The sequence below is a fragment of the Pseudomonas alcaligenes genome, from assembly GCF_014490745.1.
GTDB lineage: Bacteria > Pseudomonadota > Gammaproteobacteria > Pseudomonadales > Pseudomonadaceae > Aquipseudomonas > Aquipseudomonas alcaligenes_C.
Map to the genome: position 1 here is coordinate 1,507,879 of NZ_LZEU01000001.1, position 21,915 is coordinate 1,529,793.

At 65.3% G+C, this 21,915-nt stretch carries 30 protein-coding genes; 13 read left to right on the forward strand and 17 right to left on the reverse strand.

The features are described from left to right. The first annotated feature begins 4 nt into the window (after nt 1-4). From lepB to pdxJ, 6 genes are all read left to right on the forward strand, one after another. Entirely contained in the window at nt 5-859 is an 855-nt protein-coding gene (gene lepB, locus A9179_RS06730; RefSeq protein WP_187805058.1) for a signal peptidase I, read from the forward strand. 104 nt (nt 860-963) lie between these two features. Then, on the forward strand, nt 964-1,341 hold the full coding sequence (locus A9179_RS06735; protein WP_187805059.1) for a DUF4845 domain-containing protein: 378 nt from the start codon (nt 964-966) through the stop codon (nt 1,339-1,341). After that, complete coding sequence (gene rnc, locus A9179_RS06740) at nt 1,338-2,027, forward strand: ribonuclease III (protein WP_187805060.1); 690 nt, start codon at nt 1,338-1,340, stop codon at nt 2,025-2,027. Before A9179_RS06735 ends, rnc begins: the two co-directional genes overlap by 4 nt. Beyond that, a complete protein-coding gene (era, locus tag A9179_RS06745; RefSeq protein ID WP_187805061.1) occupies nt 2,020-2,922 on the forward strand; it encodes a GTPase Era in 903 nt (300 codons plus the stop codon). Before rnc ends, era begins: the two co-directional genes overlap by 8 nt. A gap of 3 nt (nt 2,923-2,925) precedes the next feature. Beyond that, nucleotides 2,926-3,624: a DNA repair protein RecO gene (gene recO / locus A9179_RS06750; RefSeq protein WP_187805062.1), complete on the forward strand. Its 699-nt coding sequence runs from the start codon at nt 2,926-2,928 to the stop codon at nt 3,622-3,624. Then, on the forward strand, nt 3,617-4,363 hold the full coding sequence (gene pdxJ / locus A9179_RS06755) for a pyridoxine 5'-phosphate synthase (protein ID WP_187805063.1): 747 nt from the start codon (nt 3,617-3,619) through the stop codon (nt 4,361-4,363). The genes recO and pdxJ overlap by 8 nt, the downstream gene beginning before the upstream one ends. Nucleotides 4,364-4,401: 38 nt before the next feature. Here pdxJ and A9179_RS06760 read toward each other — a convergent pair whose 3' ends face one another. From A9179_RS06760 to A9179_RS06780, 5 genes are all read right to left on the reverse strand, one after another. Further along, nucleotides 4,402-4,956 (reverse strand): magnesium transporter, encoded by a 555-nt coding sequence (locus A9179_RS06760; RefSeq protein WP_187805064.1) that lies wholly within the window; start codon nt 4,954-4,956, stop codon nt 4,402-4,404. A 57-nt stretch (nt 4,957-5,013) separates the two neighbouring features. Further along, nucleotides 5,014-6,060: a GGDEF domain-containing protein gene (locus tag A9179_RS06765; RefSeq protein ID WP_187805065.1), complete on the reverse strand. Its 1,047-nt coding sequence runs from the start codon at nt 6,058-6,060 to the stop codon at nt 5,014-5,016. Nucleotides 6,061-6,217: 157 nt separating this feature from the next. Then, the gene (locus tag A9179_RS06770) at nt 6,218-6,400 is read right to left on the reverse strand and encodes a hypothetical protein (RefSeq protein ID WP_187805066.1); all 183 of its coding nucleotides are present in this window, start codon (nt 6,398-6,400) and stop codon (nt 6,218-6,220) included. A gap of 91 nt (nt 6,401-6,491) precedes the next feature. Further along, the gene (locus A9179_RS06775; protein ID WP_187805067.1) at nt 6,492-6,701 is read right to left on the reverse strand and encodes a cold-shock protein; all 210 of its coding nucleotides are present in this window, start codon (nt 6,699-6,701) and stop codon (nt 6,492-6,494) included. Between the two features lie 225 nt (nt 6,702-6,926). Then, a complete protein-coding gene (locus A9179_RS06780; RefSeq protein WP_187805068.1) occupies nt 6,927-7,637 on the reverse strand; it encodes an endonuclease in 711 nt (236 codons plus the stop codon). A gap of 132 nt (nt 7,638-7,769) precedes the next feature. Between A9179_RS06780 and A9179_RS06785 the strand changes: the two genes are divergently transcribed. The 5 genes from A9179_RS06785 to A9179_RS06805 all read left to right on the forward strand — a co-directional run bounded on the left by A9179_RS06785 (nt 7,770) and on the right by A9179_RS06805 (nt 13,098). Further along, nucleotides 7,770-8,105 (forward strand): hypothetical protein, encoded by a 336-nt coding sequence (locus A9179_RS06785; RefSeq protein ID WP_187805069.1) that lies wholly within the window; start codon nt 7,770-7,772, stop codon nt 8,103-8,105. 110 nt (nt 8,106-8,215) lie between these two features. Then, on the forward strand, nt 8,216-9,007 hold the full coding sequence (locus A9179_RS06790; protein WP_187805070.1) for a PP2C family protein-serine/threonine phosphatase: 792 nt from the start codon (nt 8,216-8,218) through the stop codon (nt 9,005-9,007). A gap of 19 nt (nt 9,008-9,026) precedes the next feature. After that, the gene (locus tag A9179_RS06795; RefSeq protein ID WP_187805071.1) at nt 9,027-10,754 is read left to right on the forward strand and encodes a serine/threonine-protein kinase; all 1,728 of its coding nucleotides are present in this window, start codon (nt 9,027-9,029) and stop codon (nt 10,752-10,754) included. Between the two features lie 34 nt (nt 10,755-10,788). Then, nucleotides 10,789-11,670, forward strand: a complete 882-nt coding sequence (locus A9179_RS06800; protein ID WP_187805072.1) for an FHA domain-containing protein — start codon at nt 10,789-10,791, stop codon at nt 11,668-11,670. Nucleotides 11,671-11,799: 129 nt separating this feature from the next. Then, nucleotides 11,800-13,098, forward strand: coding sequence for a phospholipase C/P1 nuclease family protein (locus A9179_RS06805; RefSeq protein WP_316851817.1), 1,299 nt, complete (start codon nt 11,800-11,802; stop codon nt 13,096-13,098). A gap of 77 nt (nt 13,099-13,175) precedes the next feature. Here A9179_RS06805 and A9179_RS06810 read toward each other — a convergent pair whose 3' ends face one another. The 7 genes from A9179_RS06810 to A9179_RS06835 form a co-directional block, all read right to left on the reverse strand. Beyond that, nucleotides 13,176-14,915: an N-acyl-D-amino-acid deacylase family protein gene (locus A9179_RS06810; protein WP_187805073.1), complete on the reverse strand. Its 1,740-nt coding sequence runs from the start codon at nt 14,913-14,915 to the stop codon at nt 13,176-13,178. Between the two features lie 91 nt (nt 14,916-15,006). Further along, nucleotides 15,007-15,351, reverse strand: a complete 345-nt coding sequence (locus tag A9179_RS06815) for a DUF2025 family protein (protein WP_187805074.1) — start codon at nt 15,349-15,351, stop codon at nt 15,007-15,009. A 142-nt stretch (nt 15,352-15,493) separates the two neighbouring features. Further along, complete coding sequence (locus tag A9179_RS06820) at nt 15,494-15,919, reverse strand: NUDIX hydrolase (protein WP_187805075.1); 426 nt, start codon at nt 15,917-15,919, stop codon at nt 15,494-15,496. Further along, nucleotides 15,920-16,108, reverse strand: a complete 189-nt coding sequence (locus A9179_RS06825) for a hypothetical protein (RefSeq protein ID WP_187805076.1) — start codon at nt 16,106-16,108, stop codon at nt 15,920-15,922. A gap of 9 nt (nt 16,109-16,117) precedes the next feature. Beyond that, the gene (locus A9179_RS06830; RefSeq protein WP_187805077.1) at nt 16,118-16,819 is read right to left on the reverse strand and encodes a YebC/PmpR family DNA-binding transcriptional regulator; all 702 of its coding nucleotides are present in this window, start codon (nt 16,817-16,819) and stop codon (nt 16,118-16,120) included. 159 nt (nt 16,820-16,978) lie between these two features. Continuing rightward, nucleotides 16,979-17,110, reverse strand: coding sequence for a hypothetical protein (locus tag A9179_RS22945; RefSeq protein ID WP_262410545.1), 132 nt, complete (start codon nt 17,108-17,110; stop codon nt 16,979-16,981). A 144-nt stretch (nt 17,111-17,254) separates the two neighbouring features. Further along, complete coding sequence (locus tag A9179_RS06835) at nt 17,255-18,007, reverse strand: 3-oxoacyl-ACP reductase family protein (protein ID WP_187805078.1); 753 nt, start codon at nt 18,005-18,007, stop codon at nt 17,255-17,257. Between the two features lie 122 nt (nt 18,008-18,129). Here A9179_RS06835 and A9179_RS06840 point away from each other — a divergent pair, with 122 nt between their 5' ends. Then, on the forward strand, nt 18,130-19,053 hold the full coding sequence (locus A9179_RS06840) for a LysR family transcriptional regulator (RefSeq protein ID WP_187805079.1): 924 nt from the start codon (nt 18,130-18,132) through the stop codon (nt 19,051-19,053). A gap of 89 nt (nt 19,054-19,142) precedes the next feature. On the opposite strand, the gene A9179_RS06845 is transcribed toward A9179_RS06840, so the two are convergent. From A9179_RS06845 to mdaB, 3 genes are all read right to left on the reverse strand, one after another. Continuing rightward, entirely contained in the window at nt 19,143-19,529 is a 387-nt protein-coding gene (locus tag A9179_RS06845; protein ID WP_187805080.1) for a hypothetical protein, read from the reverse strand. A gap of 97 nt (nt 19,530-19,626) precedes the next feature. Continuing rightward, nucleotides 19,627-19,908, reverse strand: a complete 282-nt coding sequence (locus tag A9179_RS06850) for a peptidylprolyl isomerase (RefSeq protein WP_187805081.1) — start codon at nt 19,906-19,908, stop codon at nt 19,627-19,629. 104 nt (nt 19,909-20,012) lie between these two features. After that, nucleotides 20,013-20,603, reverse strand: a complete 591-nt coding sequence (mdaB, locus tag A9179_RS06855; RefSeq protein ID WP_187805082.1) for an NADPH:quinone oxidoreductase MdaB — start codon at nt 20,601-20,603, stop codon at nt 20,013-20,015. Nucleotides 20,604-20,754: 151 nt separating this feature from the next. On the opposite strand from mdaB, the gene A9179_RS06860 reads away from it, so the two are divergent. Further along, nucleotides 20,755-21,093 (forward strand): putative quinol monooxygenase, encoded by a 339-nt coding sequence (locus A9179_RS06860; RefSeq protein WP_187805083.1) that lies wholly within the window; start codon nt 20,755-20,757, stop codon nt 21,091-21,093. Between the two features lie 7 nt (nt 21,094-21,100). On the opposite strand, the gene A9179_RS06865 is transcribed toward A9179_RS06860, so the two are convergent. Continuing rightward, nucleotides 21,101-21,400: a hypothetical protein gene (locus A9179_RS06865; protein ID WP_187805084.1), complete on the reverse strand. Its 300-nt coding sequence runs from the start codon at nt 21,398-21,400 to the stop codon at nt 21,101-21,103. A gap of 121 nt (nt 21,401-21,521) precedes the next feature. Then, nucleotides 21,522-21,752: a hypothetical protein gene (locus tag A9179_RS06870; RefSeq protein WP_187805085.1), complete on the reverse strand. Its 231-nt coding sequence runs from the start codon at nt 21,750-21,752 to the stop codon at nt 21,522-21,524. Between the last annotated feature and the right edge of the window lie 163 nt (nt 21,753-21,915).

The window sequence follows — 21,915 nt, forward strand, 5'->3', positions numbered from 1 at the left end:
ACCTATGTCGTTCAACTTCCCGCTTATTCTGGTGATCGCCGTTGCGGTATGCGGCGTGTTGGCTCTGCTCGACCTGCTGCTGCTGGCCCCCCGCCGGCGGGTGGCGATTGCAACCTACGAGGGGCAGGTCGCTGAGCCCGACGAGCAGGTGCTGCAGCAGCTCAATCGCGAGCCGCTGCTGGTGGAGTACGGCAAGTCCTTCTTCCCGGTGCTGGCCATCGTGCTGGTGCTGCGTTCCTTCCTGCTGGAGCCATTCCAGATTCCGTCTGGCTCGATGAAGCCAACTCTGGAGGTGGGCGACTTCATCTTGGTCAACAAGTTTGCCTATGGCATTCGCCTGCCGGTGCTGGACACCAAGGTCATCGAGGTGGGCAATCCGCAGCGCGGCGACGTGATGGTGTTCCGCTATCCCAGCGACCCCAGCGTCAACTACATCAAGCGGGTGGTGGGGCTATCCGGTGACCGTATCCGCTATACCAGCAACAAGCGCCTGCTGATCAATGGCGAGCCGGTGACAGAGCAACTGCTCGGCGAAGAGCCAGGCAGCCTCGGCAGCGTGGTGCTGTACAAGGAAAAGCTGGGCGAGGTCGAGCATCTGATCCGCAAGGAAATGCGCCGCTACCGCATAGAGCCCAATACCGAGTGGGTGGTGCCGCAGGGCTACTACTTCATGATGGGCGACAACCGCGACAACTCCAATGACAGCCGCTACTGGAACGATCCGAAGATTGCCAAGGATCTGCTGGGCATGGTGCCGGATCGCAATATCGTCGGTAAGGCCTTTGCTGTCTGGATGAGCTGGCCCGAGCCCAAGCTGCGCAGCCTGCCGAACTTCTCCCGGATCGGTCTGATCCACTAATCGTGAAAAATGCGCAGTGCTGTTCAACCGGACGGCACCTGCCTATATATAGTCATGCCGCTCGCCTGCGGGCATAACAACAACACTGACAATTGGGGTCGAACATGACATTGGTTCGTTCGCAGAAAGGTATGTCCATGCTGGGCTGGATGGTTGTTCTGGTTCTGGTGGCATTCTTTGCCAGTACGGGGTTCAAGATGTTCCCCCATTACATGGATTTCTGGTCGCTGGAGAAGTCGATCATGGCGGTGGATACCGATCGGGCCCTGGAAGTTCATACCGTCCAGGACTTCTACAGCCATGTCGGGAAAGGCCTGATGGTCAACGGCATTCGCGATATCGACCTGGACGATGTTCTGGAGATCAAGCTGGAGAACAACGAGTTTCTCGTGCACCTGAAGTATGAGAAGCGCGAGCCGCTGATCGAGAACCTCGATCTGGTGGCCACCTTCGATAAAGAATTCCGCGTAAGAGCACAGTGAGTACTTCGCTAGCTCGCCTCGAGCGTCAGCTCGGGTATACCTTCAAGGATCAGGAGCTGATGCTCCTGGCCCTGACTCATCGTAGTTTTGCCGGGCGCAATAACGAGCGCCTGGAGTTCCTCGGCGACGCCATCCTCAACTTCGCGGCCGGCGAGGCGTTGTTCCAGCGTTTCCCGCAGGCGCGCGAGGGCCAGTTGTCGCGTTTGCGCGCACGTCTGGTGAAAGGCGAGACACTGGCCGTGCTGGCTCGTGGTTTCGATCTTGGTGAATACTTGCGCTTGGGCTCCGGCGAGCTGAAGAGTGGTGGTTTCCGGCGCGAGTCGATCCTGGCCGATGCGCTTGAGGCGCTGATCGGCGCCATCTATCTGGATGCCGGCATGGAGGTCGCGCGCGAGCGGGTGCTGGCCTGGCTGAGCAACGAGCTCGACGGCCTCACCCTGGTGGATACCAACAAGGATCCGAAGACCCGCCTGCAGGAGTTTCTGCAGTCGCGTGGTGCTGAGCTGCCGCGTTACGAAGTGGTGGACATCCAGGGCGAGCCGCATTGCCGGACTTTTTTCGTGCAGTGCGAGATTGCCCTGCTGAGTGACAAGACCCAGGGCCATGGCGCCAGCCGGCGCATTGCCGAGCAGGCCGCCGCGGCTGCTGCCCTGGTGGCGCTGGGCGTGGAGAACAGTAATGACTGATGCACCCGTTAGCCGTTGCGGCTATGTCGCCATTGTCGGCCGTCCCAACGTGGGCAAGTCGACCCTGCTCAACCATATCCTTGGGCAGAAGCTGGCCATCACCTCGCGCAAGCCGCAGACCACCCGGCACAACATGCTCGGCATCAAGACCGAGGGCGAGGTGCAGGCCGTCTACGTCGACACCCCGGGCCTGCACAAGAACAACGACAAAGCGCTCAACCGCTACATGAACAAGACCGCATCGAGCGCCCTGAAGGATGTCGATGTGGTGGTCTTCGTGGTCGACCGTACGCGCTGGACCGACGAGGATCAGCTGGTGCTCGAGCGTGTCCAGTACGTTCAGGGGCCGGTGATCCTGGCGGTGAACAAGGCGGATCGCCTGGAAGACAAGGCCGAGCTGCTGCCGCATCTGGAATGGTTGGCGCAGCAGTTGCCGAATGCCGAAGTGGTGCCGATCTCCGCCCTGCACGGGCAGAACCTCGATACCCTGGAGCGCCTGGTGGCGGAGCATCTGCCGGAGTCCGAGCATTTCTTCCCGGAAGACCAGATCACCGACCGCTCCAGTCGTTTCCTCGCCGCCGAACTGGTGCGCGAGAAGATCATGCGCCAGCTCGGTGCCGAGCTGCCGTACCAGATCACCGTGGAGATCGAGGAGTTCAAGCAGGAAGGTCGCATCCTGCATATTCACGGCCTGATCCTGGTCGAGCGTGACGGCCAGAAGAAGATCATCATCGGCGACAAGGGTGAGCGCATCAAACGCATTGGCCAGGAGGCGCGCAAGGACATGGAGGTGCTGTTCGACTCCAAGGTCATGCTCAATCTGTGGGTCAAGGTCAAAGGCGGCTGGTCCGACGATGAGCGGGCCCTGCGTTCGCTGGGCTACACCGACATCTGAGCCATGCAGGCCAGCACGCAACCGGTCTACGTGCTGCATAGCCGCGCCTACCGCGAGAGCAGTGCGCTGGTTGATCTGCTCACCCCGCAGGGGCGCATGCGCGCGGTACTGCGCGGTGCGCGGGGCAAGGCCGGTACCCTGGCTCGCCCGTTCATTCCGCTGGAGGTCGAGCTGCGCGGTCGCGGCGAGCTGAAGACCGTCGCGCGCCTGGAGGCTGGCGGGGTGCCCAACCTGTTGAGCGGCGCTGCCCTGTTCAGCGGCCTGTACCTCAATGAGCTGCTGATTCGCCTGCTGCCGGCGGAAGACCCTCATCCAGCCCTGTTCGAACATTACGCGCTGAGCCTGCAGGCACTGGCTGCCAATCCGCCGCTGGAGCCGTTGCTGCGCGCCTTCGAATGGCGTCTGCTGGACGAGCTGGGCTATGGTTTTGCCCTGGATTGCGATCTCACTGGCGCGCCGGTGCTCAGCAGCGGCCTCTATCGGCTGTTGCCAGAGGCTGGCCTAGAGGCGGTGGAGCAACTGCAGCCGGGCTTGTTCCAGGGCGCTGATCTGCTGGCCATGGCCCAGGCCGATTGGGCCTCTCCAGGCGCCCTGGCGGCGGCCAAACGCCTGATGCGCCAGGCCCTGGCACCTCATCTGGGCGGCCGACCGCTGGTCAGCCGCGAACTCTTCATGAATCTCAAGGAACCTGCCCGTGACTGAAGCCAACCGCATTCTCCTCGGCGTCAACATCGACCACGTCGCCACCCTGCGCCAGGCCCGCGGTACCCGTTACCCCGATCCGGTCAAGGCCGCCCTGGATGCCGAGGAGGCCGGTGCCGACGGCATCACCGTGCACCTGCGCGAGGATCGCCGGCATATCCAGGAGCGTGATGTGCGCCTACTCAAGGAGGTGCTGCAGACGCGCATGAACTTCGAGATGGGCGTGACCGATTTCATGCTGGAGTTCGCCGAGAGCGTACGCCCCGAGCATATCTGCCTGGTGCCGGAGACCCGTCAGGAGCTGACCACCGAAGGCGGGCTGGACGTGGCCGGACAGGAGGAGCGAATCAAGGCGGCGGTGCAGCGCCTGAGCCGGCTGGGCTGCGAGGTGTCACTGTTCATCGACGCCGATGAGCGGCAGATCGAAGCGTCGCGCCGTGTCGGTGCGCCGGCCATCGAGCTGCATACCGGCCGCTACGCCGATGCACACTCGCCCGAGGAGGCCGCCCGCGAGCTGGCGCGCATCCGCGACGGGGTGGCCTGCGGCCTGGCCCATGGGCTGATCGTCAACGCCGGCCACGGCCTGCACTACCACAACGTCGAGCCAGTGGCGGCGATTGCCGGTGTGCACGAGCTGAATATCGGCCACGCCATCGTCGCCCACGCGCTGTTTGTCGGCTTCAAGGGCGCGGTGGCGGAGATGAAGCAGCTGATCGTGGCGGCTGCCGCGCGCGGCTGAGGCCGCTTCCGGCGCCGCCTTTGGGCGGCGCCAAGCGCCTAGATCAGGCGCCGGAACTGGTGCCAGCGTTGCTGCACGGCCATTGCCCAGTCCGGCGTGGCATTGCCGATACCGGCGATCTCCAGGCGTGGATGGTGGGCGACGATATGGTTGAGGATCGGCTCCTGGGTCGGCTTCACGTCGACGAAGAACAGGTGCTTGCCTTCGTGCAGGCGTTCGGTGAAGCGGCGGAAAGCGTTGTTCGGCTGCTGCAGGCCAAACAGGCTGCCCTCCCAGACGCTGAAGCCGATCATCACCACTGCCAGGAAGATGAAGGGCACCCAGCCGGCCGGGGTATCGCTCCAGCCGTTTAGCCAGGCGGTGAGCAGTACCAGGGCGGCCAGGGCGATGCCGATCAGGCTGCCGATCTGTCCAGAGTGGACGACGTCCTGCTTCATGAATGACGACACGTCATGCAGGTGATGGTGTTCGACTTCGGCATCCTGCTCACTCAGCACGTGAATCTGCTCGGTGCTGATGCCGCTGGCTTCCAGCTCGCTCTCGAGTTGTTCCAGCTCGTCCAGATTGTCACTGATGTAGAAGTGCCGGTTCATAGCACACCTCCCGTCTCGTGGTGGTCGGGCCCCCATCATTGGCCATAAGCGGCCTGACTAGAGTGTAGCGCCGTGTTCACTGGCCTGGACGGCGGGGGGCTGAGCGGAGTCGCAGGTGGGATCGATGATGGTGCAGTTGCGCCCGGCGCTCTTGGCCTGATAGAGACACTGGTCGGCGCGGTGCAGCAGGTGCGGCCAGGACTCGCCGGGGAGCAGCACGGCGCCGCCGATGGAAACGCTGACCGGCCCGCCGGGGCTGCGCAGGGCGTCGCGCACCAGGGCCTGCAGGTTGGCGGCGGCTGCCTCCAGGCCGCTCAGGTTGGTGTCGGGCAGGAGCAGAAGGAACTCTTCGCCGCCGACGCGGAACAGGCGGTCGGCCTTGCGCGAGCCGGCCTTGATCAGGGCGACGAAGCTCACCAGAACCTGATCGCCAGCCGGATGGCCGTAGCAGTCGTTGATCTGCTTGAAGTGATCCAGATCCATGGCCAGCACGCTGTAGCTGCGGCCATGGCGGCGCTGGCTGGAGGCGGCGATCTTCAATTCCTCGTCCATCGCCCGGCGGTTGCGGGCGCCAGTCAGCGGGTCGCGGATGGCGAGGATCTGCAACTGCTCGCGCTGGTGACGGGTGCGGTAGGCGAAGATGAAGGTCAGTACCCCGGCCATCATGTTGGTCACCAGGAAGGACACCATCTGGTAGTCGCTCTCGAACACGCTGCCCGGTTGCCAGAGGGCATGACCGACCAGGCCGAGCAGAACCAGCAGGGTGGCGGCGATGGCCTTGCCGGGGGAGACCATGAAGAAGTTGAAGAGAATCAGCGGGTAGATCCAGAACAACCCGTTGACCCCCAGGTTGATGGCGATCAGTGTCGAGCCGACGGAGAAGATGCTGGCCAGGTAGATCCCCGGCTTGACGGTATCGCCGGTACGCCAGGCATAAAGCACGGCGAACAGGGTGGAGAGGACGATGATGGTGTCAGCGCAGCCGACCAGGTAGTTGCCGTGCAGCAGGCGATAGACGGCATAGGGCGAGATACCCAGCACGCCAAAGAACCCCATCAGCGTAATGATGGAGAGCTGGAAGTCATTCCGCAGTCGCTTGAGCATCGGCGCGATCCCGGGCCTTCGGCCGCATTCTTATACTGCCTAGGATGCAGAGCTTTGCTCGGTCGAGCAAGGGCGGGGGAGGCAAAGTGCCAGCATGTTGGCAAAACTGGCGAGTGACGCAAGGGCCAGCCTGTTGCAGGCCCTTCGCTGCGGGGGGTTACTTCTTGCCAATGACGATATGGCGGCTGGGCGTGTTCGACTGGCCGCTGACGCCTTTGGCGATCTGCTGGATTTCCCCACCGGATTTGAGGAAGGCGGCGACCTGGGCCTCGATAGACTCGCTGGTTTCCACAGCTGGCTGCGGCTTGGGCTTCTGCTGGGCGGCTACTTTGACTCGCATATCGCTCTCCACTGCCTGAGGGTACGGCAGGTAAAAATGACGGAAATAAAAAACCGGCCCAGAGGGCCGGTTTCGTGACGCCCGTAAGTGATTAGATCACTTGTACGTCGTCGGCTTGCATGCCTTTCTGACCCTGCACGGCCACGAAAGAAACCTTCTGGCCTTCTTTCAGGCTTTTGAAGCCAGCGCTCTGGATCGAGCGGTAGTGTACGAACAGGTCGGCGCCGCTTTCCGGGGTGATGAAGCCGAAGCCTTTTTCATCGTTGAACCACTTAACGGTGCCAGTTTGACGTGCGGACATGGAATATCTCCTTGAACAAAGTGAACACGGCGCTGGAACAGCCCAGGCCATGACTGAGTGCAAAGAGTAAGGAAACCGATGGAAGGTTGGACCGAGATCTAAACCGGTCGATTTGCGGTGACACATGCAGCACAGTCCGAGCACCTTACAAGTTCGGGGGCGAAAAGCCTAATTTTTTTTCACTAATCTGCCGAGCGGAGGGCCGCTCTAGGATGAGAGGGCGGATCAGTTCGGCTTGCCCGGACAGTGGCGCAGATCGATCGAGCCCACATAGGGGTTGCCCCAGCCCATCACACAACCGAGCTGCAGGTTGCGTTGGCGCTCCCAGCTCTGCACCGGGTACTGCTTGTGCCAGGCCTCGAACAGCTGGCGCTCCTGACGCGACAGGCGCACGCCATAGCGTTGGCTCATGTAGAAGTAGGTGCGCGCGACCATGCCGCGCACCTTGGCCCTGGGCATGGCCTTGCGGCTCTTGAAATCGATCACCATCGGACAGGCGCCGTACTGCCCGGGTTTCTGCGGTAGCCAGGCGTAGGAGAAGTTGCTGCGGTCGCCGTTGACCTCGCCGACACTCGGCACCAGGTTGAACAGATCCGCCTCGGCGCGCTTATAGGTGTTGTCCGTGCTAGCGCACTGGCGGCGGCCGCCCTGCTGCCAGCAGCGCCGTTGATGGCCGATGACCCAGGCCGGCATGATGTGCTCCCACTCGATGCGTGCGGCACGCTGGGGATTCTTGCGCGGCACGTAGCCGCAGCTGCGCAGATCCACCTGCTTGCCGCTGTAGCGACAGCCGCAATAGAACTCCACCGACTGCCGGGCATAGAGCTTCCAGGCGATCTTCTTGGCCTCGCTGAAGGTGCGTGGGGCGGCGGCCTGGAGGGAGCAGGGCAGGGCGAACAGCAAGGCAAGCAAGGCGGCGGCGTGGCGCATGGGCATGAATACGGCATCCCGTAAAAGCGCGGCATGATAGCGAGCACCCGCGCTTTGCCAAGGCTGGCAAGACAGTGGCCAGAGCTGTCCGCGGGCGCCAAACGGCGTAGCATCGGGGAAAACCGTGAGGGCCATGGCATGAACGCGAAACTTCTCTGGGGGCTGCTGGCGGCTGTCGCCACCCAACCGCTGCTGGCCGGCGAGGTCGCCCGGCAACCTCGGCCAGGTGTGCCCGCCGAATATGTCAGCCCCGGAGCCAGCGGCAGCATCGGCAGCTCCAGCCGCACGCAGAGCTACGAGATCTACGGCGGGCAGGCGCTGCCCGAATCGGGCTATGGCCAGCAGAGCCACAGCTACGGCAGTTCCAGCGTGGAGCAGCGCGGCAGCATTCGGCAGAGCACCGAATACCCAGGTGGCTACTCGGTGGAGCGCTATCCCGGGCAAAGCACGCAGGAGAGTCAGCGTCAGTACTGACCGCGCAGTCGGCCAATCTCGACTGTTTAACACTTCCTGCGCTCTGGGCTGACAGCCGCCCTGCGACGCAGCATCATGCACGTTCGTGCAGTTATGAGGTTCCAGCAGTCATGCCGATGACGCTTACCGAGCAGTCCCTGGGGTATGCGGCGCAGAGCGTCGCGGGTCCGGTTCGCGCACACAACGAAGATGCCGTGCTGTGCTGTCCCGAGCTGGGTCTGTGGGCCGTGGCCGACGGCATGGGCGGGCATGCCTGCGGCGAAGTGGCCAGTGCCATGGCCCTGCAGACGCTGCGCGAAGTGATGGCCGCGGGCGGCGTTCTGGACGAGGCCATCCATGCCGCCAATGCGGCCATCCTCGCGGCTGGCCAGCAGGCTGGCGGGCGCAGCATGGGCACCACGGTGGTGGCGGTGAGCTTCGCCGGCAGCGATTTCGACCTGGCCTGGATCGGCGACAGCCGCGCCTATCGCATCGGCCTGGGCGGCATCGAGCAGCTGACCCGCGACCACAGCTGGGTGCAGGCGATGATCGATGCCGGCGAGTTGAGCGTGGCCGAAGCGCGCCACCATCCGCGGCGCAACCTGGTGACCCAATGCCTGGGGCAGAGTGAACTGGTGCTGCAGGTCGACCGGGTACAGGGTTCGCTGGCGCCGGGCGAATTGCTGCTGCTGTGCAGCGATGGCCTCACCGGCGAGCTGGACGATGAACAGATCCGCCAGCTGTGCGGCAGCGCCGCGACCCTCGATGAACTGGTCGAGCAACTGATAGGGCTGGCAATCCAGGCAGGGGGCAAGGACAATATCTCCTGCATCGTGCTGGGGCGTAGCGTCCCGGAATCGGCGGAGATCGACACCAGACCGCGCAGTTTCCTCAGCCGCCTGCTCAACCCCCGTAAGCACTAGACCCCAAGATACCGATCGAATGAGCGACAGCTTGCTTGAGATACCCGGCTACCGCGTGCATGGCCAGCTGGGCAAGGGCGGGATGGCCGAAGTCTACCTGGCCACCCAGGAATCGCTGCACCGCAAGGTAGCCATCAAGGTGCTGCTGCGTGCCGAGGACGAGGCTTTCAGCCAGCGCTTCGTCAAGGAAGCGCACATAGTCGCCTCGCTCAATCATCCTTCGATCATCACCATCTACGATATCGACCGTCTGGCCGATGGCCGTTACTACCTGGCCATGGAGTTCTTCCCCGGTGGCGACCTGGCGCGGCGCAAGGGCGAGCTGTTCGCTCCCGAGCGAGCCCTGGAGATCATTCGGCAGATCGCCAGTGGTCTGGCGGTGGTGCACGACAAGGGCCTGGTGCATCGCGACGTGAAACCGGCCAACATCCTGTTCCGAGATGACGGCACTGCGGTGCTCACCGACTTCGGCGTGGCCAAGGATCTGGATCTCGACAGCGAGCTGACCCAGTTCGGCGTCGCCGTTGGCAGCCCCGCCTACAGCAGTCCCGAACAGGCCCAGTGCCAGGCGCTGGACGCGCGCAGCGACATCTACAGCCTCGGCGTGATCCTGCTGGAAATGCTCACCGGCACCAATCCCTATCGCGGCGGCAACTACACCCAGACCGTGATGAACCACGTGCAGATGGCCATGCCGGAGCTGCCCGAGGCGCTGTGGGCGTTCCACGAGCTGCTGGCGCGCATGCTGGCCAAGCAGCCGGACGAGCGCTTCGCCGATTGTCGGGCACTGCTCGCCGCGCTCGACGAGATCGAACTGAGCGACCTGGACGAGACCCAGGTGCGCCCGGCGCTGGCCGTGGCCAAGCCGGCGCCCCAGGTGCCAGCCAGCACCGGGCCAGTCGCCACTGCGCCGGCGACCAAGCCAGCGCGGCGGCGTTCGGCAATGCCGCTGCTGGCCGGCCTGAGCGTGCTGGTGTTGCTCGCCACCCTGACCTTCACCTGGCTCTACCTGCGCGAGCGGGCGCAGATCAACGAGTTGCTGGCCCAGGCTGAGCAGCGCTTTGCCGCCGGCCAGCTGGTGGCGCCGGAGCAGGACAGCGCCGAGTACTTCTTCAACGCCGTACTGCAGCTGGACGACGACAACGACGACGCCCTGGCCGGCCTGGAGCGGGTCAAGGCCAGCCGTATTGCCGCCTTCATCGGCCTGGCCGAGCAGCGCCTGGCCGATGGCCTGCTGCTGCAGCCGGAGCAGGACAATGCCGACTACTACTATCGCCAGGCCCTGGCCATCGACGCCAACCACGCCGGCGCTCTGGACGGCCTGCAGAAGGTGCTCGATGCGCGGATCGCCCAGGCCCTGCAACGGGCCGAGCAGAGCATCGCCGACAAGCGCCTGCTGCTGCCCGAGGAAGACAGCGCGGTGTACTACTACCGGCAGATCCTCGGCTGGGCGCCGGATAACGCCGAGGCCCTGGCCGGGCTGCAGCATGTCGCCGGGTTGTACCGCGACATGGCCAACGCCGCCTACCGACGCAGCGATTTCCCCGGCGCTCTGGCCATGATCGAGCGTGGCCTGCAGGCCCAGCCGGACGATGCCGAACTGCTCAGGATGCAAGGCGAACACCAGCAGTTGCTCAGCGCTGCGCGAGCCAGCCGGGCGCGCGCCGAGGCGACCCGTGCGGATAACGAAAAAGCCGCCGACAGCAACCCGATCAAGCGCGTCTGGAATAATCTGTTCGGCCAATAAACAGACGCCCACTCTGCACAGGAACCTCGCTGCCATGCTCAAGCTGCATTTCAAGGACAGTCGCCAGGCCCCCATCTGGCTGGTCGAGGAGCGTTTCACCATCGGTCAGGATCGGCGCAACCAGCTGGCCCTGAGTGACGAGGGGATTGCTGCCTTCCACGCCGAGATCCGCCAGGAAAGCGGCCTGTACTACATCAGCGATTGCGACAGCGAGAGCGGTACCTTCGTCAACGACGAGCGCATCAGCGCCCGTTACCAGCTGCGTTCCGAGGATCGCGTACGGCTGGGCGAGGTCGAGCTGCTGCTGGTCGACCCGGCCAGGAGCAAGCCCAAGGCCGAGGCCACCCAGCGCTGGTTCCTGCAGGTGATCAAGGGCGAGCACGAGGGCAAGAAGTTCCACGTCAGCGGCTCGATGACCTTCGGCCGCTCGGTCAAGTGCGAGCTGTGCTTCAGCGATGCCGAGCTGTCGCGCCGGCACTGTGAGTTCTTCCTCAAGGGCGACGTGCTGGAGGTCAAGGATCTGGCCTCGGCCAACGGCGTGCTGGTCAATGGCGAGAAGACCAGCGCGGCGGTGCTGCAGCCCGGTGACCAGGTGCGCATGGGCAGTGTGACCCTGCTGGTGATCGGCCCCAAGGTCGAGGTGCAGCAGGCCGAAGACGAAGACGCCACCCTGTTCATCCAGGCCGTCGACCTGCCCAAGCCGGCCAAGCCGAGCGCCACCACGCAGGCCGATGGCAAGCCAGTAGGTGGCCGCCCGGCAGCCACACCCAACCCCCTGCGTGCTGCGGCCCAGACCGGTGCGACTGCCCCCGCCGCGAGTGCGCCGGCCAATGCCGACGGCAAGTCGCGGTTGGTGCTGGTGGTGGGCGTCGTCCTGTTGCTGGCTGGCGTGGCGACGGCGCTGCTACTGCTCTAAGCACTGCCGGCGCGGTGCCAGCCTTACGGCGCCTGATCCGTGAGTAGCCCTGGCGCGGTTTGCCGCTGCCTCACGGGGCTTCAGCCGGTAGTCTTGTCGGCTGAACCGAGACGGATATCAGGAGTGCCTGTGAGAGCCTTTGCCCTGTTGTCGTGCGCCTGGCTGCTGGCCAGTCTGCCACTGCCGGCCCTGGCCTGGTCGAACCATGCCCTGGGCAGCCTGCTGGCCCTGCAGCAGTTGCCGGGGATCAACCAGGAAGTGCCGGCCGAACCGCTGGAGGCCTTCCTCGCCGACCAGGCGCCGGCGCTGGAGCGCCTGCTCGACGAGCAGGAGGCCTATGCCCGCGAGCATTTCGCCCAGTATCCGCCACGCCCCGATGCGCTGCGCTGGCGTGCCACTGACCAGGGCGACCGGCGCCAGGCGTTTATCCATGCCTTGCGCATCAATCCCGAAGTCCGCCTGGCCAGCTTCATCCAGCAGCTGCCCGGGCAGGACAGCGGCGGCCGGCCCAGCCTGCCGACGCAGCAGGTGCTGGTATTCGACAAGGTCGGCCCGTGGAGCCAGTGGCACTACCTGGCCCTGCAGCCGAACGAGCCGGTCAGCGCCCTGCAGGTGCTGGCCAGCGCCGCCGACGAGCCGGACTACGGCCATGACATCAACCTGTTCAGCGACAACCCCGGTGCGGCCGGCCAGCAGTACAACTTCGGCACCCAGCCGTTCGGCGACGCGCGCTTCCAGTATTCCTCCCAGGCGCCGTTCCATATCGGCTACTACCACGAGTCGGCGCTGATCTTCGCTGCCGCGCCCTATCTGCAGCGCACCCTGCCGCACTGGCGGGTCTACCAGTACAGCGGCCTGGCCCGGCTGGCCTTTGCCAGCGGCCATCCCTACTGGGGCTACCGCTTCCTTGGCTGGACGCTGCACTACCTGCAGGATCTGACCCAGCCCTACCACGCCAGCGTGCTGCCGGGCGTGGACACCGCCGGCATGGTGCTGATCGCGGCCAAGGCCGAGGCCGGCTACCCGGAGGATCGCGAGGCGGCGATCAAGCGCGTGGCCGACCGTCATACGGCCATCGAGCAGTACCAGTTCAGCCGCATGGAACTGCTGCTGCGCCAGGGCCCGGCGGACAGCCCGCTGCTCAAGGCCTACGCCGATGGCAGCCAGGATGGCGACTACCCGGCCTTCGATACCGACTATGCGGCGCAGGTGGTGGCCGCCGAGTCCCAGGCGCGGGCTGCCGAACTGGACGAGCTGATCGGCCGCTGGCTGGCCACGCAGCCAGCCAGTCCGGGCTTCAGTGCCAGCAATGAGCTGCCCAAGAACGTGGCCGATCCGGCCCTCGATCAGCTGCTGGTCGAGCTGTTCCGCCACTTCGGCGCCCACAGCCGCAACACCGTGCGCGCCCTGGCACCGGTGGCGCAGTAGTGGTTGTGTGGGCGTCACGGTGGATAGCGGTAGGGCGGGTTAAATTCGCGTAGAGGCCCGCGCGGGTTGCCCCTGCCCTAGGTTGCAGCGCGCAGAAACTGGCCGTAGCCGCGCACCTGGCCGAAGTCGCTGGCGAACTCGCCACTGCGGTAGGCCACACGGCCGTTGATCAGGGTGGCCTGCACCGCATCGCCGCGGTTGACCATGCGCTGCAGTCCGTCGAAACCTTCCATCGGCGCCTCGTGGTAGCTCTCCAGGCTGGTATCCAGGCGCTGCGGGTCGAGCACCACGATATCGGCGCGTTTGCCCACGGCCAGGTGGCCGGCGTCGATGCCGAACCAGGTGCCCAGCTCGCCGGTCAGGCGCCACACCGCCTGCGCCACGGGCATGGCCGGCGCGCCGCGCTGCTCGCCGTCGCGCACCAGCTTGAGCAGGCGCACGGCGAAGTTGTAGAAGGCCATGTTGCGAATATGCGCGCCGGAATCGGCGAAGCCGATCAGGGTCGCTGGCTCGGCCACCAGCTTCTCCACCACCTCGGGCCGGTGGTTGGCGATCAGCGTGCGCCAGCGCAGGCGCGGGCCGTGCTCGGCCAGCAGGTCGAGGAACAGGTCGCCGGGGTGCATGCCGCGCGCCTTGGCCAGCTCACCGACACTGTGCCCGGCCAGGCTGGCGTCCGGGCAGTCGACGATCCAGGCGTCGTCGAAGTCGCGGTGCCACACCCGCGGGCCGAAACGCTTGTCGACGTCATGACGGAACTGGCGGCGATAGTCCGGATCGCGGAACAGCTCGCTGCGCAGATCCTGGCTGGCCAGGTGCAGGGCCGCCTCGCCCGAGGGAAATTCCTCGAACACCACGAATTCCATGCCGTCGGCATAGGTGACGAAGGGCACCGGCAGGGTCTGCCAGCGGAAGTCGGCGCGGGTCAGGCGCGCCAGCCAGCGGGTCAGCGGGCCGAGGATCGGTGCCAGCCACGGGTCGGCCTTGACGTCCATCAGGGTGATCAGGGTGGTCTTCAGTGGCTTGCGCAGCAGGCCCATGCTCTCCCACAGGAAGGCGAACACATTGAGCTTGGTCACCAGGTTCGGCGCGCCCTGGTGGATTCGCCCACGCCGGCGCAGCACGCGGTTGAGGCGCACGTACTCGCGCCAGGGCGCGTACACCGAGGGCAGCGACTTGGAGCGCTGGCGCTCGCCGTCGAGCTTGTCCCAGGGGTTGGTCATGCTCGACAGGCCGAGCAGGCCGGCGTCCAGGGCTTCGTCGAGCAGCTGCTCCATGCGCGTCAGCTCGGCTTCGCTGGGGCGCACCTGGGCATCCACTGCGCGCTCCAGGCCGAGCACGGCCACGCGCAGGTCGGAGTGGCCGAGAAAGGAGCTGACATTCGGCCCCAGCGGGTGGCGGTCGAGAAAGGCCGCGTAGTCGGCGGCGCTGTGCCAGTTCTTGCGGGCCTGCAGCAGCGGCAGCACATGCTCGCGCGGCACCGATTCGACGCGGGTGAACAGATCCGAGCAGTCCTCGGGCGCCGACAGCACCATGCTGATCGAGCAACTGCCGATCAGCACCGTGGTCACCCCGTGACGTACCGATTCCTTGAGCGCCGGGGCGGCCACCAGCTCGGCGTCGTAGTGGGTGTGCATGTCGATGAAGCCGGGCATCACCCACTGGCCGGCGGCGTCGATCACCTCGGCGCAGGCACTTTCATCCAGCGCCTCGCTGCTGATGGCGGCGACCTGGCCGTCGCGCACGCCGATATGGCGCAGGCTGCCTGGCGCGCCAGTGCCGTCGAAAAACAGGCCGTTCTTGATCAGCACATCGAACATGGCGGGCACTCCTTATTGTTATGCGCTCAAGCATAGGAGCAGCCAGGCCGGGCAACAGGCGGTGAATGTGCACAACAGCCGGGCGTTTCGGTCAGCCCGGCTGGGTGTGCACCTGTGGCAGCGCCCGGCGCATGGCCTTGATCGGCGGCAGGTCGGTGCGGCGCAGGTAGACGTGCAGCGGCTCGGCGATGTTCAGGCGCTCGTCGATGTTCTGCTCGACCAGCAGCTGCAGGCGCTCGCGGCTGAGGCGCATGACCTCGCCGGTGACTGGTGTCCAGACGAACTCGCAGCTCGGCATGATGCTCTCGGCCGCCACGTCGAGGCCGAAGGAGTCTTCGCTGAAGCGCACGATGTGCTGGCCGGTCTTGCCGTTGAAACCGACGAAACCCTGCAGGGCGTCGGCGGCGTTGCAGATGCTGGTGGACGTGATGCTCATGGATAAACCTCGCGGGTCGGGGCGAACGGGGGCATGCACGGTGGGTACGGCGCTGGCGCCGCGAAAGAGTTATGCGCGGATGCTAAGGCGCGGTCGGCAGCGCATCTTGTCGCCGGTCAATGAAAGTGCGCGGCGGGCGGGTTCAGGCCTGAACGTGGCGGGCCAGGGCGGGCAGCACCTGCTCCACCAGCAGGGGCGCCAGGTCGGCAGCAGGTGGGCTGCTCAGGTCGTGCCAGCGCAGTTCTTCCAGCTCCGCGGCGGGGCTGACCGGGTGGGGCAGGCGTGCGATGAAAATGTGCGCATCGAGCTGGGTATCCGGCTCGTTGGCTGCTGCGGCCTGGAAGCGGCCGAGCGCTTGCAGCTGGGCGTCGTCCAGTTGCAGGTCGAGCTCTTCGCGCAGTTCGCGGTGCAGGGCGGTGTGCGGGCTTTCCCCCGGCTCGAGCTTGCCGCCGGGCAGCATGAAGGCGCGGGTGGCGCGCTTGCGTACCAGCAACAGGCGGTCGCTAGTGTCCAGCAGGCAGACGGCGGCGATCAGCAGGACAGATGGGGTTGGCGGGTTGCGGTTCACTCAGGTCGCGCTCAGCCGTTGCAGCTCGCGGCGCACCATGCCGGCATATTCCGACGGAGTGAGGTGGTAGAGCTGGCCGGCCACCCAGTCCAGCCAGCGCGGGCCGAGAACCTCGCGCTGTTGCAGCAGGCGCCGGGCTTCGGCCTCGGCGCGTGCGGCATGCTGCTGGTGGAACTGGCTGCGGCTCACGCGCGGGGCTTAACCAGCCAGACCGACGTAGACGTTCTGCACGTCGTCGTGGTTGTCGAGGGCTTCGAGGAAGGCTTCGACTTCTTCCATCTGCGCGTCGCTCAGACCGCTCACCGGGTTCTTCGGCATGTAGCCGATCTTCGCCGAGTTGACGGTGAAACCATGCTCCGGCAGGGCCTTGCACACGGCGTCGAGGTCGGTCATTTCGGTGACGAACAGGGTGTCGCCTTCATCCGACGGCTCGAAGTCCTGGGCGCCGGCTTCGATGGCGGCCAGTTCGGGATCGGCATCGCCTTCCGGCGAGGCTTCGATCATGCCGACATGGTTGAAGTCCCAGGATACCGAGCCGGAAGCGCCCATCTGGCCCTTGCGGAACAGTACGCGGATCTCCGCTACGGTGCGGTTCACGTTGTCGGTCAGGCATTCGATGATCACCGGCACCTGATGCGGGGCGAAGCCTTCGTAGGTGAGGCGTTCGAAGTTGACGGTCTCGCCGAGCAGGCCGGCGCCTTTCTTGATCGCGCGCTCCAGGGTGTCCTTGGGCATCGAGGCTTTCTTGGCCGCGTGCACGGCAACGCGCAGTTTGGCGTTGGTGTCCGGGTCGGCGCCGTTACGGGCGGCGACCATGATCTCTTTCACCAGACGGCCGAAAATCTTGCCGCGGGCGTTGGCTGCGGCTTCTTTAGGTTTGGCTTTCCACTGTGCGCCCATGACATCTCTCTCGCTTGCTGCGGGTGGGGAATTCGCTGGCCGGCGGTTGCCGGATCAAGGCGGCGATTCTAGCCGGTCGCACGGGCGGTGGCACCTGCCAGCTGACCTGCAGTGCCGAAGAGGTGCCCGGCGCCAGGCTGGCGCCGGGGCAGGCGGGGGTTACGGAGCGGGGGTGTGGCTGCCGAGCAGGGTGGTGCCGGTTTTCCTCTCGCGCTTGGCCATGCGTTTTTCGTGGGCGCTCTTGAGGGGTTTCTTCTTACCCTCTTTGTGCGCGTCATGGTTCTTGCTCATGTCTGTCACCTCGGTGGTCTATGGGGAGAAGTACGAGCTTTTTCGGTCATTCCCACCTCCCAGGCTGCCTGAACCTGCATGGAGGCAATGCTGTGGCTGAAACAAGCATAGCCCCGTCCGGGGCTATGCGCGGGTGCGGCAGGCTCAGGCAGAGAAACCGCCGTCGATCATTAGGCTGGCGCCCGTGATGTAGCCCGCTTCCGGGCCGGCCAGGTAGGCGACGAAGCTGGCGATTTCCTCGACCTGGCCGTAGCGGCCCAGGGCCATGACCGGTTTCAGCGAGGTGGCGAAGTCGGTGTTGTCCGGGTTCATCTCGGTGTCCACCGGGCCGGGCTGCACATTGTTCACCGTGATGCCGCGCGGGCCGAGGTCGCGGGCCAGGCCCTTGGTCAGGCCGACCAGGGCGGCCTTGCTCATGGCGTACACGGCGCCGCCGGCGAAGGGCATGCGCTCGGCATTGGTGCTGCCGATGCTGATGATGCGGCCGCCGTCGTTCATGTGGCGCGCCGCTTCCTGGCTGGCAATGACCACGCTTCGCACGTTGATGCTCAGGGTGCGGTCGAGGTCGTCGATGCTGAATTCCTCGATCGGCGCCACGGCCAGTACGCCGGCGTTGTTGACCAGGATGTCGAGCTTGCCGAAGGTCTTCACCGCTGCGCCGATGGCGCTGCGGATCGCCTGTTCGCTGGCGCTGTCGGCGCGGATGGCCAGGGCGCGGCCGTCGGCGGCTTCGACTTCACGCACCAGGGCCTGGGCGCTGTCGGCGGACTGGCTGTAGGTGAAGGCCACAGCGGCGCCGTCACGGGCCAGGCGCTTGACGGTGGCGGCGCCGATGCCGCGCGAACCGCCTTGGATGAAAGCGACTTTGTTGCTGAGGGGCTGGATGTTGGTGGTCATGGTTGTCTCCGAAAGTAGCAGGGGGTTGGGTGGTTGCTGGAGCTTAGTATCTGCCCCTGATTTGCACTTGATTAGCCAGTAATTTGTGGTTTCTTTCGATAGCAACGGTTTATAGTCAGGCCATGGATACCCTCAATTGCATCGACTGTTTCGTCCGTAGCGCGGAGGCCGGCAGCTTCGCCGAGGCCGCGCGGCGCCTGGGCCTGACCCCGGCGGCGGTGGGCAAGAACGTGGCCAGCCTGGAGGCGCGCCTGGGTGTACGCCTGTTCCAGCGCAGTACGCGCAGCCTGACCCTGACCGAGGCCGGCGAGCGTTTTCTGCAGGAGTCCTCTCCCGGACTGGCTAGCCTGCAGGCGGCCATGGCCAACCTGGTCAGCGCCCAGGGCCAGCCGGCCGGCGCGCTCAAGGTGAGCATGGGGCTGGCGTTCGGGCGCTATTACATCCTGCCGCTGCTGGAGGAGTTCCTGCGCCGCTATCCGGCTGTGCAGCCCGACTGGCATTTCGATAACCGGGTGGTGGATCTGATCGCCGAAGGCTTCGACGCGGCCATCGGCGGCGGTTTCGATCTGGCGCCTGGCGTGGTGGCGCGCGAGCTGGCGCCGGCGCACCGGGTGCTGCTGGCCTCGCCGGCCTACCTGGCCGAGCACGGCGAACCGCGCACTCCGGCCGAGCTGAGCGAGCATGCCGGCATCCTCATCCGCTCACCGCAGACCGGCCGGGTGCGTTCGTGGATGCTGCGCAACCGCGCCGGCCAGCAGGCGCCCATCGACCTGCAGGTGCGCATGACCCTGGGCGACCCGGAAGCCGCCTGCCAGGCCGCGCTGATGAGCCTCGGCATCACCCTGGTGAGCATGCCGCATGCCTTGCCGCACCTGGACAACGGCAGCCTGCGCAGGGTGCTGCCGGACTGGTACGTGGACACCGGCATCGTCTCCATCCACTTCGCCGCGCAGAAGCTGTTGCCGCAGAAGACCCGGGTGTTCGTCAACTTCGTTGTCGAGCAGTTCCGCCTGCAGGGCTTGGACAAGCGCTTTTCGGCGATATGAGACGGTGCGAAGGCTTTTGTAGGGTGCGCTATGCGCACCAGAAACTGCAGATAGCCAAGGTGGCGCACCCTACGAGAGCAGCATAGTTTCTAGACGACTGCACTCAAGGTGAATATCGGCAGATACAGCGCCAGCAGTGTCAGGCCGATCAGCAGCCAGGTGGCAAGCGCGCCCAGCAGCAGGCCGAGGCTGCTCCAGCGTTCGCGCAGCCACAGCCAGAGGCCGAGCCACAACAGATAATTGGCCAGCGCAGTGCGCAGAATGTTCCACAGTGCCTGGGGATGTTCGATGGTCAGCCTGCTCAGTTGAGGCAGCTCAGTGCCGAAGCTGGCGAACAGCTCGGCGAAGGCCGGCAGGTTTTGCCAGAGTGCGTAGGCGAGCGGGGCGGCCAGCAGCAGCGAGAGGCCATGCAGGCTCAGCTTGAGCCAGGGGAAAGCGGGGCGGGGCGAGAGGGGCGAAGCGGCGTGCGCATCCATGAACAACCGATCCTTGTTGTCGTGCCAGCAGGCTCGCAGGGCGCGAGCGGGGTATCGCGGAGGGAAGTGCCCATGCCTGGCATGGGCACTCAGGCCATCAGTCCTGGCGGCTGGTGACTTCCACCAGGTGGTAGCCGAACTGGGTCTTCACCGGGCCTTGCACTACGCCGACCGGGGCGCTGAACACCACGGTGTCGAATTCCTTGACCATCTGCCCCGGGCCGAAGGTGCCGAGGTTGCCGCCGTCGCGGCTGGACGGGCAGCTGGAGTTGTCCTTGGCGACCTGGGCGAAGTCGGCACCGGCTTCGATGGAGGCTTTCAGTTCGTTGCACTTGGCTTCGCTGGAAACCAGGATGTGGCGGGCAGAGGCGCGAGGCATGGGGTGTACTCCTTGAGGAAAGCGCAGAGCCTACCCGATTTGCCCGGCTATTCAAGGCAACTCATCGGGCGCCCTGCAGCAACAGCCGGCCGGCGCCCGCCAGGTTACGCCGGGTTGCGCAGCACGCTGCTCAGGTGTTGGCGATAGCGCTCGACGTCGGCCTCGATGGCCGGGCGCTTCATCACGTCCACGCAGAGGAAGGTCGGCAGGGCAGTCATGCCGAGGAACTGGTTGGCCTTGTGGAAGGGGAAGTACACCGCGTCCACGCCCTTGGCCTCGAAGAAGTCGGTGGGGTCGTCGAAGGCCTGCTGCGGGGCGTTCCAGGTCAGCGACAGCATGTACTGCTTGCCCTGGATCAGGCCACCGCTGCCGTACTTCTGCGAGGCGTCGGAGCGAGTGCGGCCGTCGTTGGCATAGAGGCTGCCGTGACCGGCGGTGAACACTTCGTCGATGTACTTCTTCACCGTCCAGGGCGCGCCCATCCACCAGCCGGGCATCTGATAGATGATCACGTCGGCCCAGAGGAATTTCTGCACTTCTTCGGCGATGTCGTAGCCGCCATCGATGAAGGTTTCCTTCACGTCGAAGCCGCTGCGGTCGAGGTGGGCGAGGGCGGTTTCGTGCAGGGTGGCGTTGTAGCGACCGTCGGAATGGGCGAACTGTTTACCGCCGTTGAGCAGCAGAATCTTTTGCATGGCAGGGGCCTCCGTAAATGAATGACGGCAGGCTAGGGGTTGGGCCGGGAGAGAAAAACCGGGTGGACGGCAAATGATATTTGCTCAAAAGGCATGAATTGCCTTTGTTGGTGTGCTGTAGGGTTAATAAAAATTGCCCTTGGAGAACGCCATGACCAGCCCCTACGGATTCATCCTGCATGCCCACACCCGGCCGGAACAGGCCGAGGCCTTTGCGGCCTTGTTCAGCGCTTATGTCGAGCCCAGTCGCGCGGAGGCGGGCTGCATCGAGTACCACATGCTGCGCGATGCGCAGGATCCGAGCCTGTTCATCTTTTTCGAGGTGTGGGCCTCGAAGGAGCACCTGGCCGTGCACAGCGCGCTGCCGCACATGCAGCGCTTTCACGAGCAGCGCATGGACTACCTGCGCCGCGACTTCGAGATCCGCGAGATTGAGATGCTCAGTGCATCCTCTGCGGCCCGGCCCGAGGTCGCCGTGGCCGGGCGTTGAGGCAGACCTACTTGGCTACCTGCAGGCGCTGGTCGGTGAACACGCAGAGCACGCCGGCGCGGTTGTACATCACCTGGTGGTTGAAGTCGCAGTAGGCCGCCGCCACGCTGAGAGCCATCTGCTCGCTGATCAGCTGGTTCTGCTCGGGACGGAACCAGGCCATCTGACCGGCTTTGCAGCGTTCGGCCTGCGGGTCGGTGCTGTAGGTGCACAGGTTGGTCTGGTCGATGGCCGGGGCGGAGTCGAAACAGGCGCTCAGGGACAGGGCGGCGGCGCCCAGCAGGAACAGGCGGGTAAGGTTGCGCATGGCGGTTTCTCGGCAATTAAGGGAGGTGCGGAGTTAGTGCCGGCGACTGGGCAAAGGTTCCTCGGTCGCCAACGCTGAGCGTACTGCGCGGCCGGCTTTGTGACGGCGCGCACTGGCGGGCTCAACCGAAGGACGGCATCGGCCCCAGCGAGTTGAGGATCAGCAGCACCGTGCCCACCGCCAGCAGGGCCAGCAGCGCCAGCGTGATGCACAGCCACTTCAGCACCTTGAACAGCCGCGACGGACGCGCAGCGCCGGCCACCTCCGGCACACGCATCAGCAGGCCGCCGCAGTGCGGGCACAGGGTGCCGTGGGTGGGGACGGGGGCTTCGCACTGGTCGCAGATTTTCATGGCAGCGGAGTTCACGGTTGATGGTGAAATGACGTGTGCTCGTTGAGCGGGGGGGCAGCGCCAGATTTTTCGGAGGAGTGATTGGCATTCGGTGCCAGGCTGGCTGCTGACGCTGTTGAGTGTGCTGGTGGCTGGTGCAAAGAGGAAGGTGGATAGCGAGGCC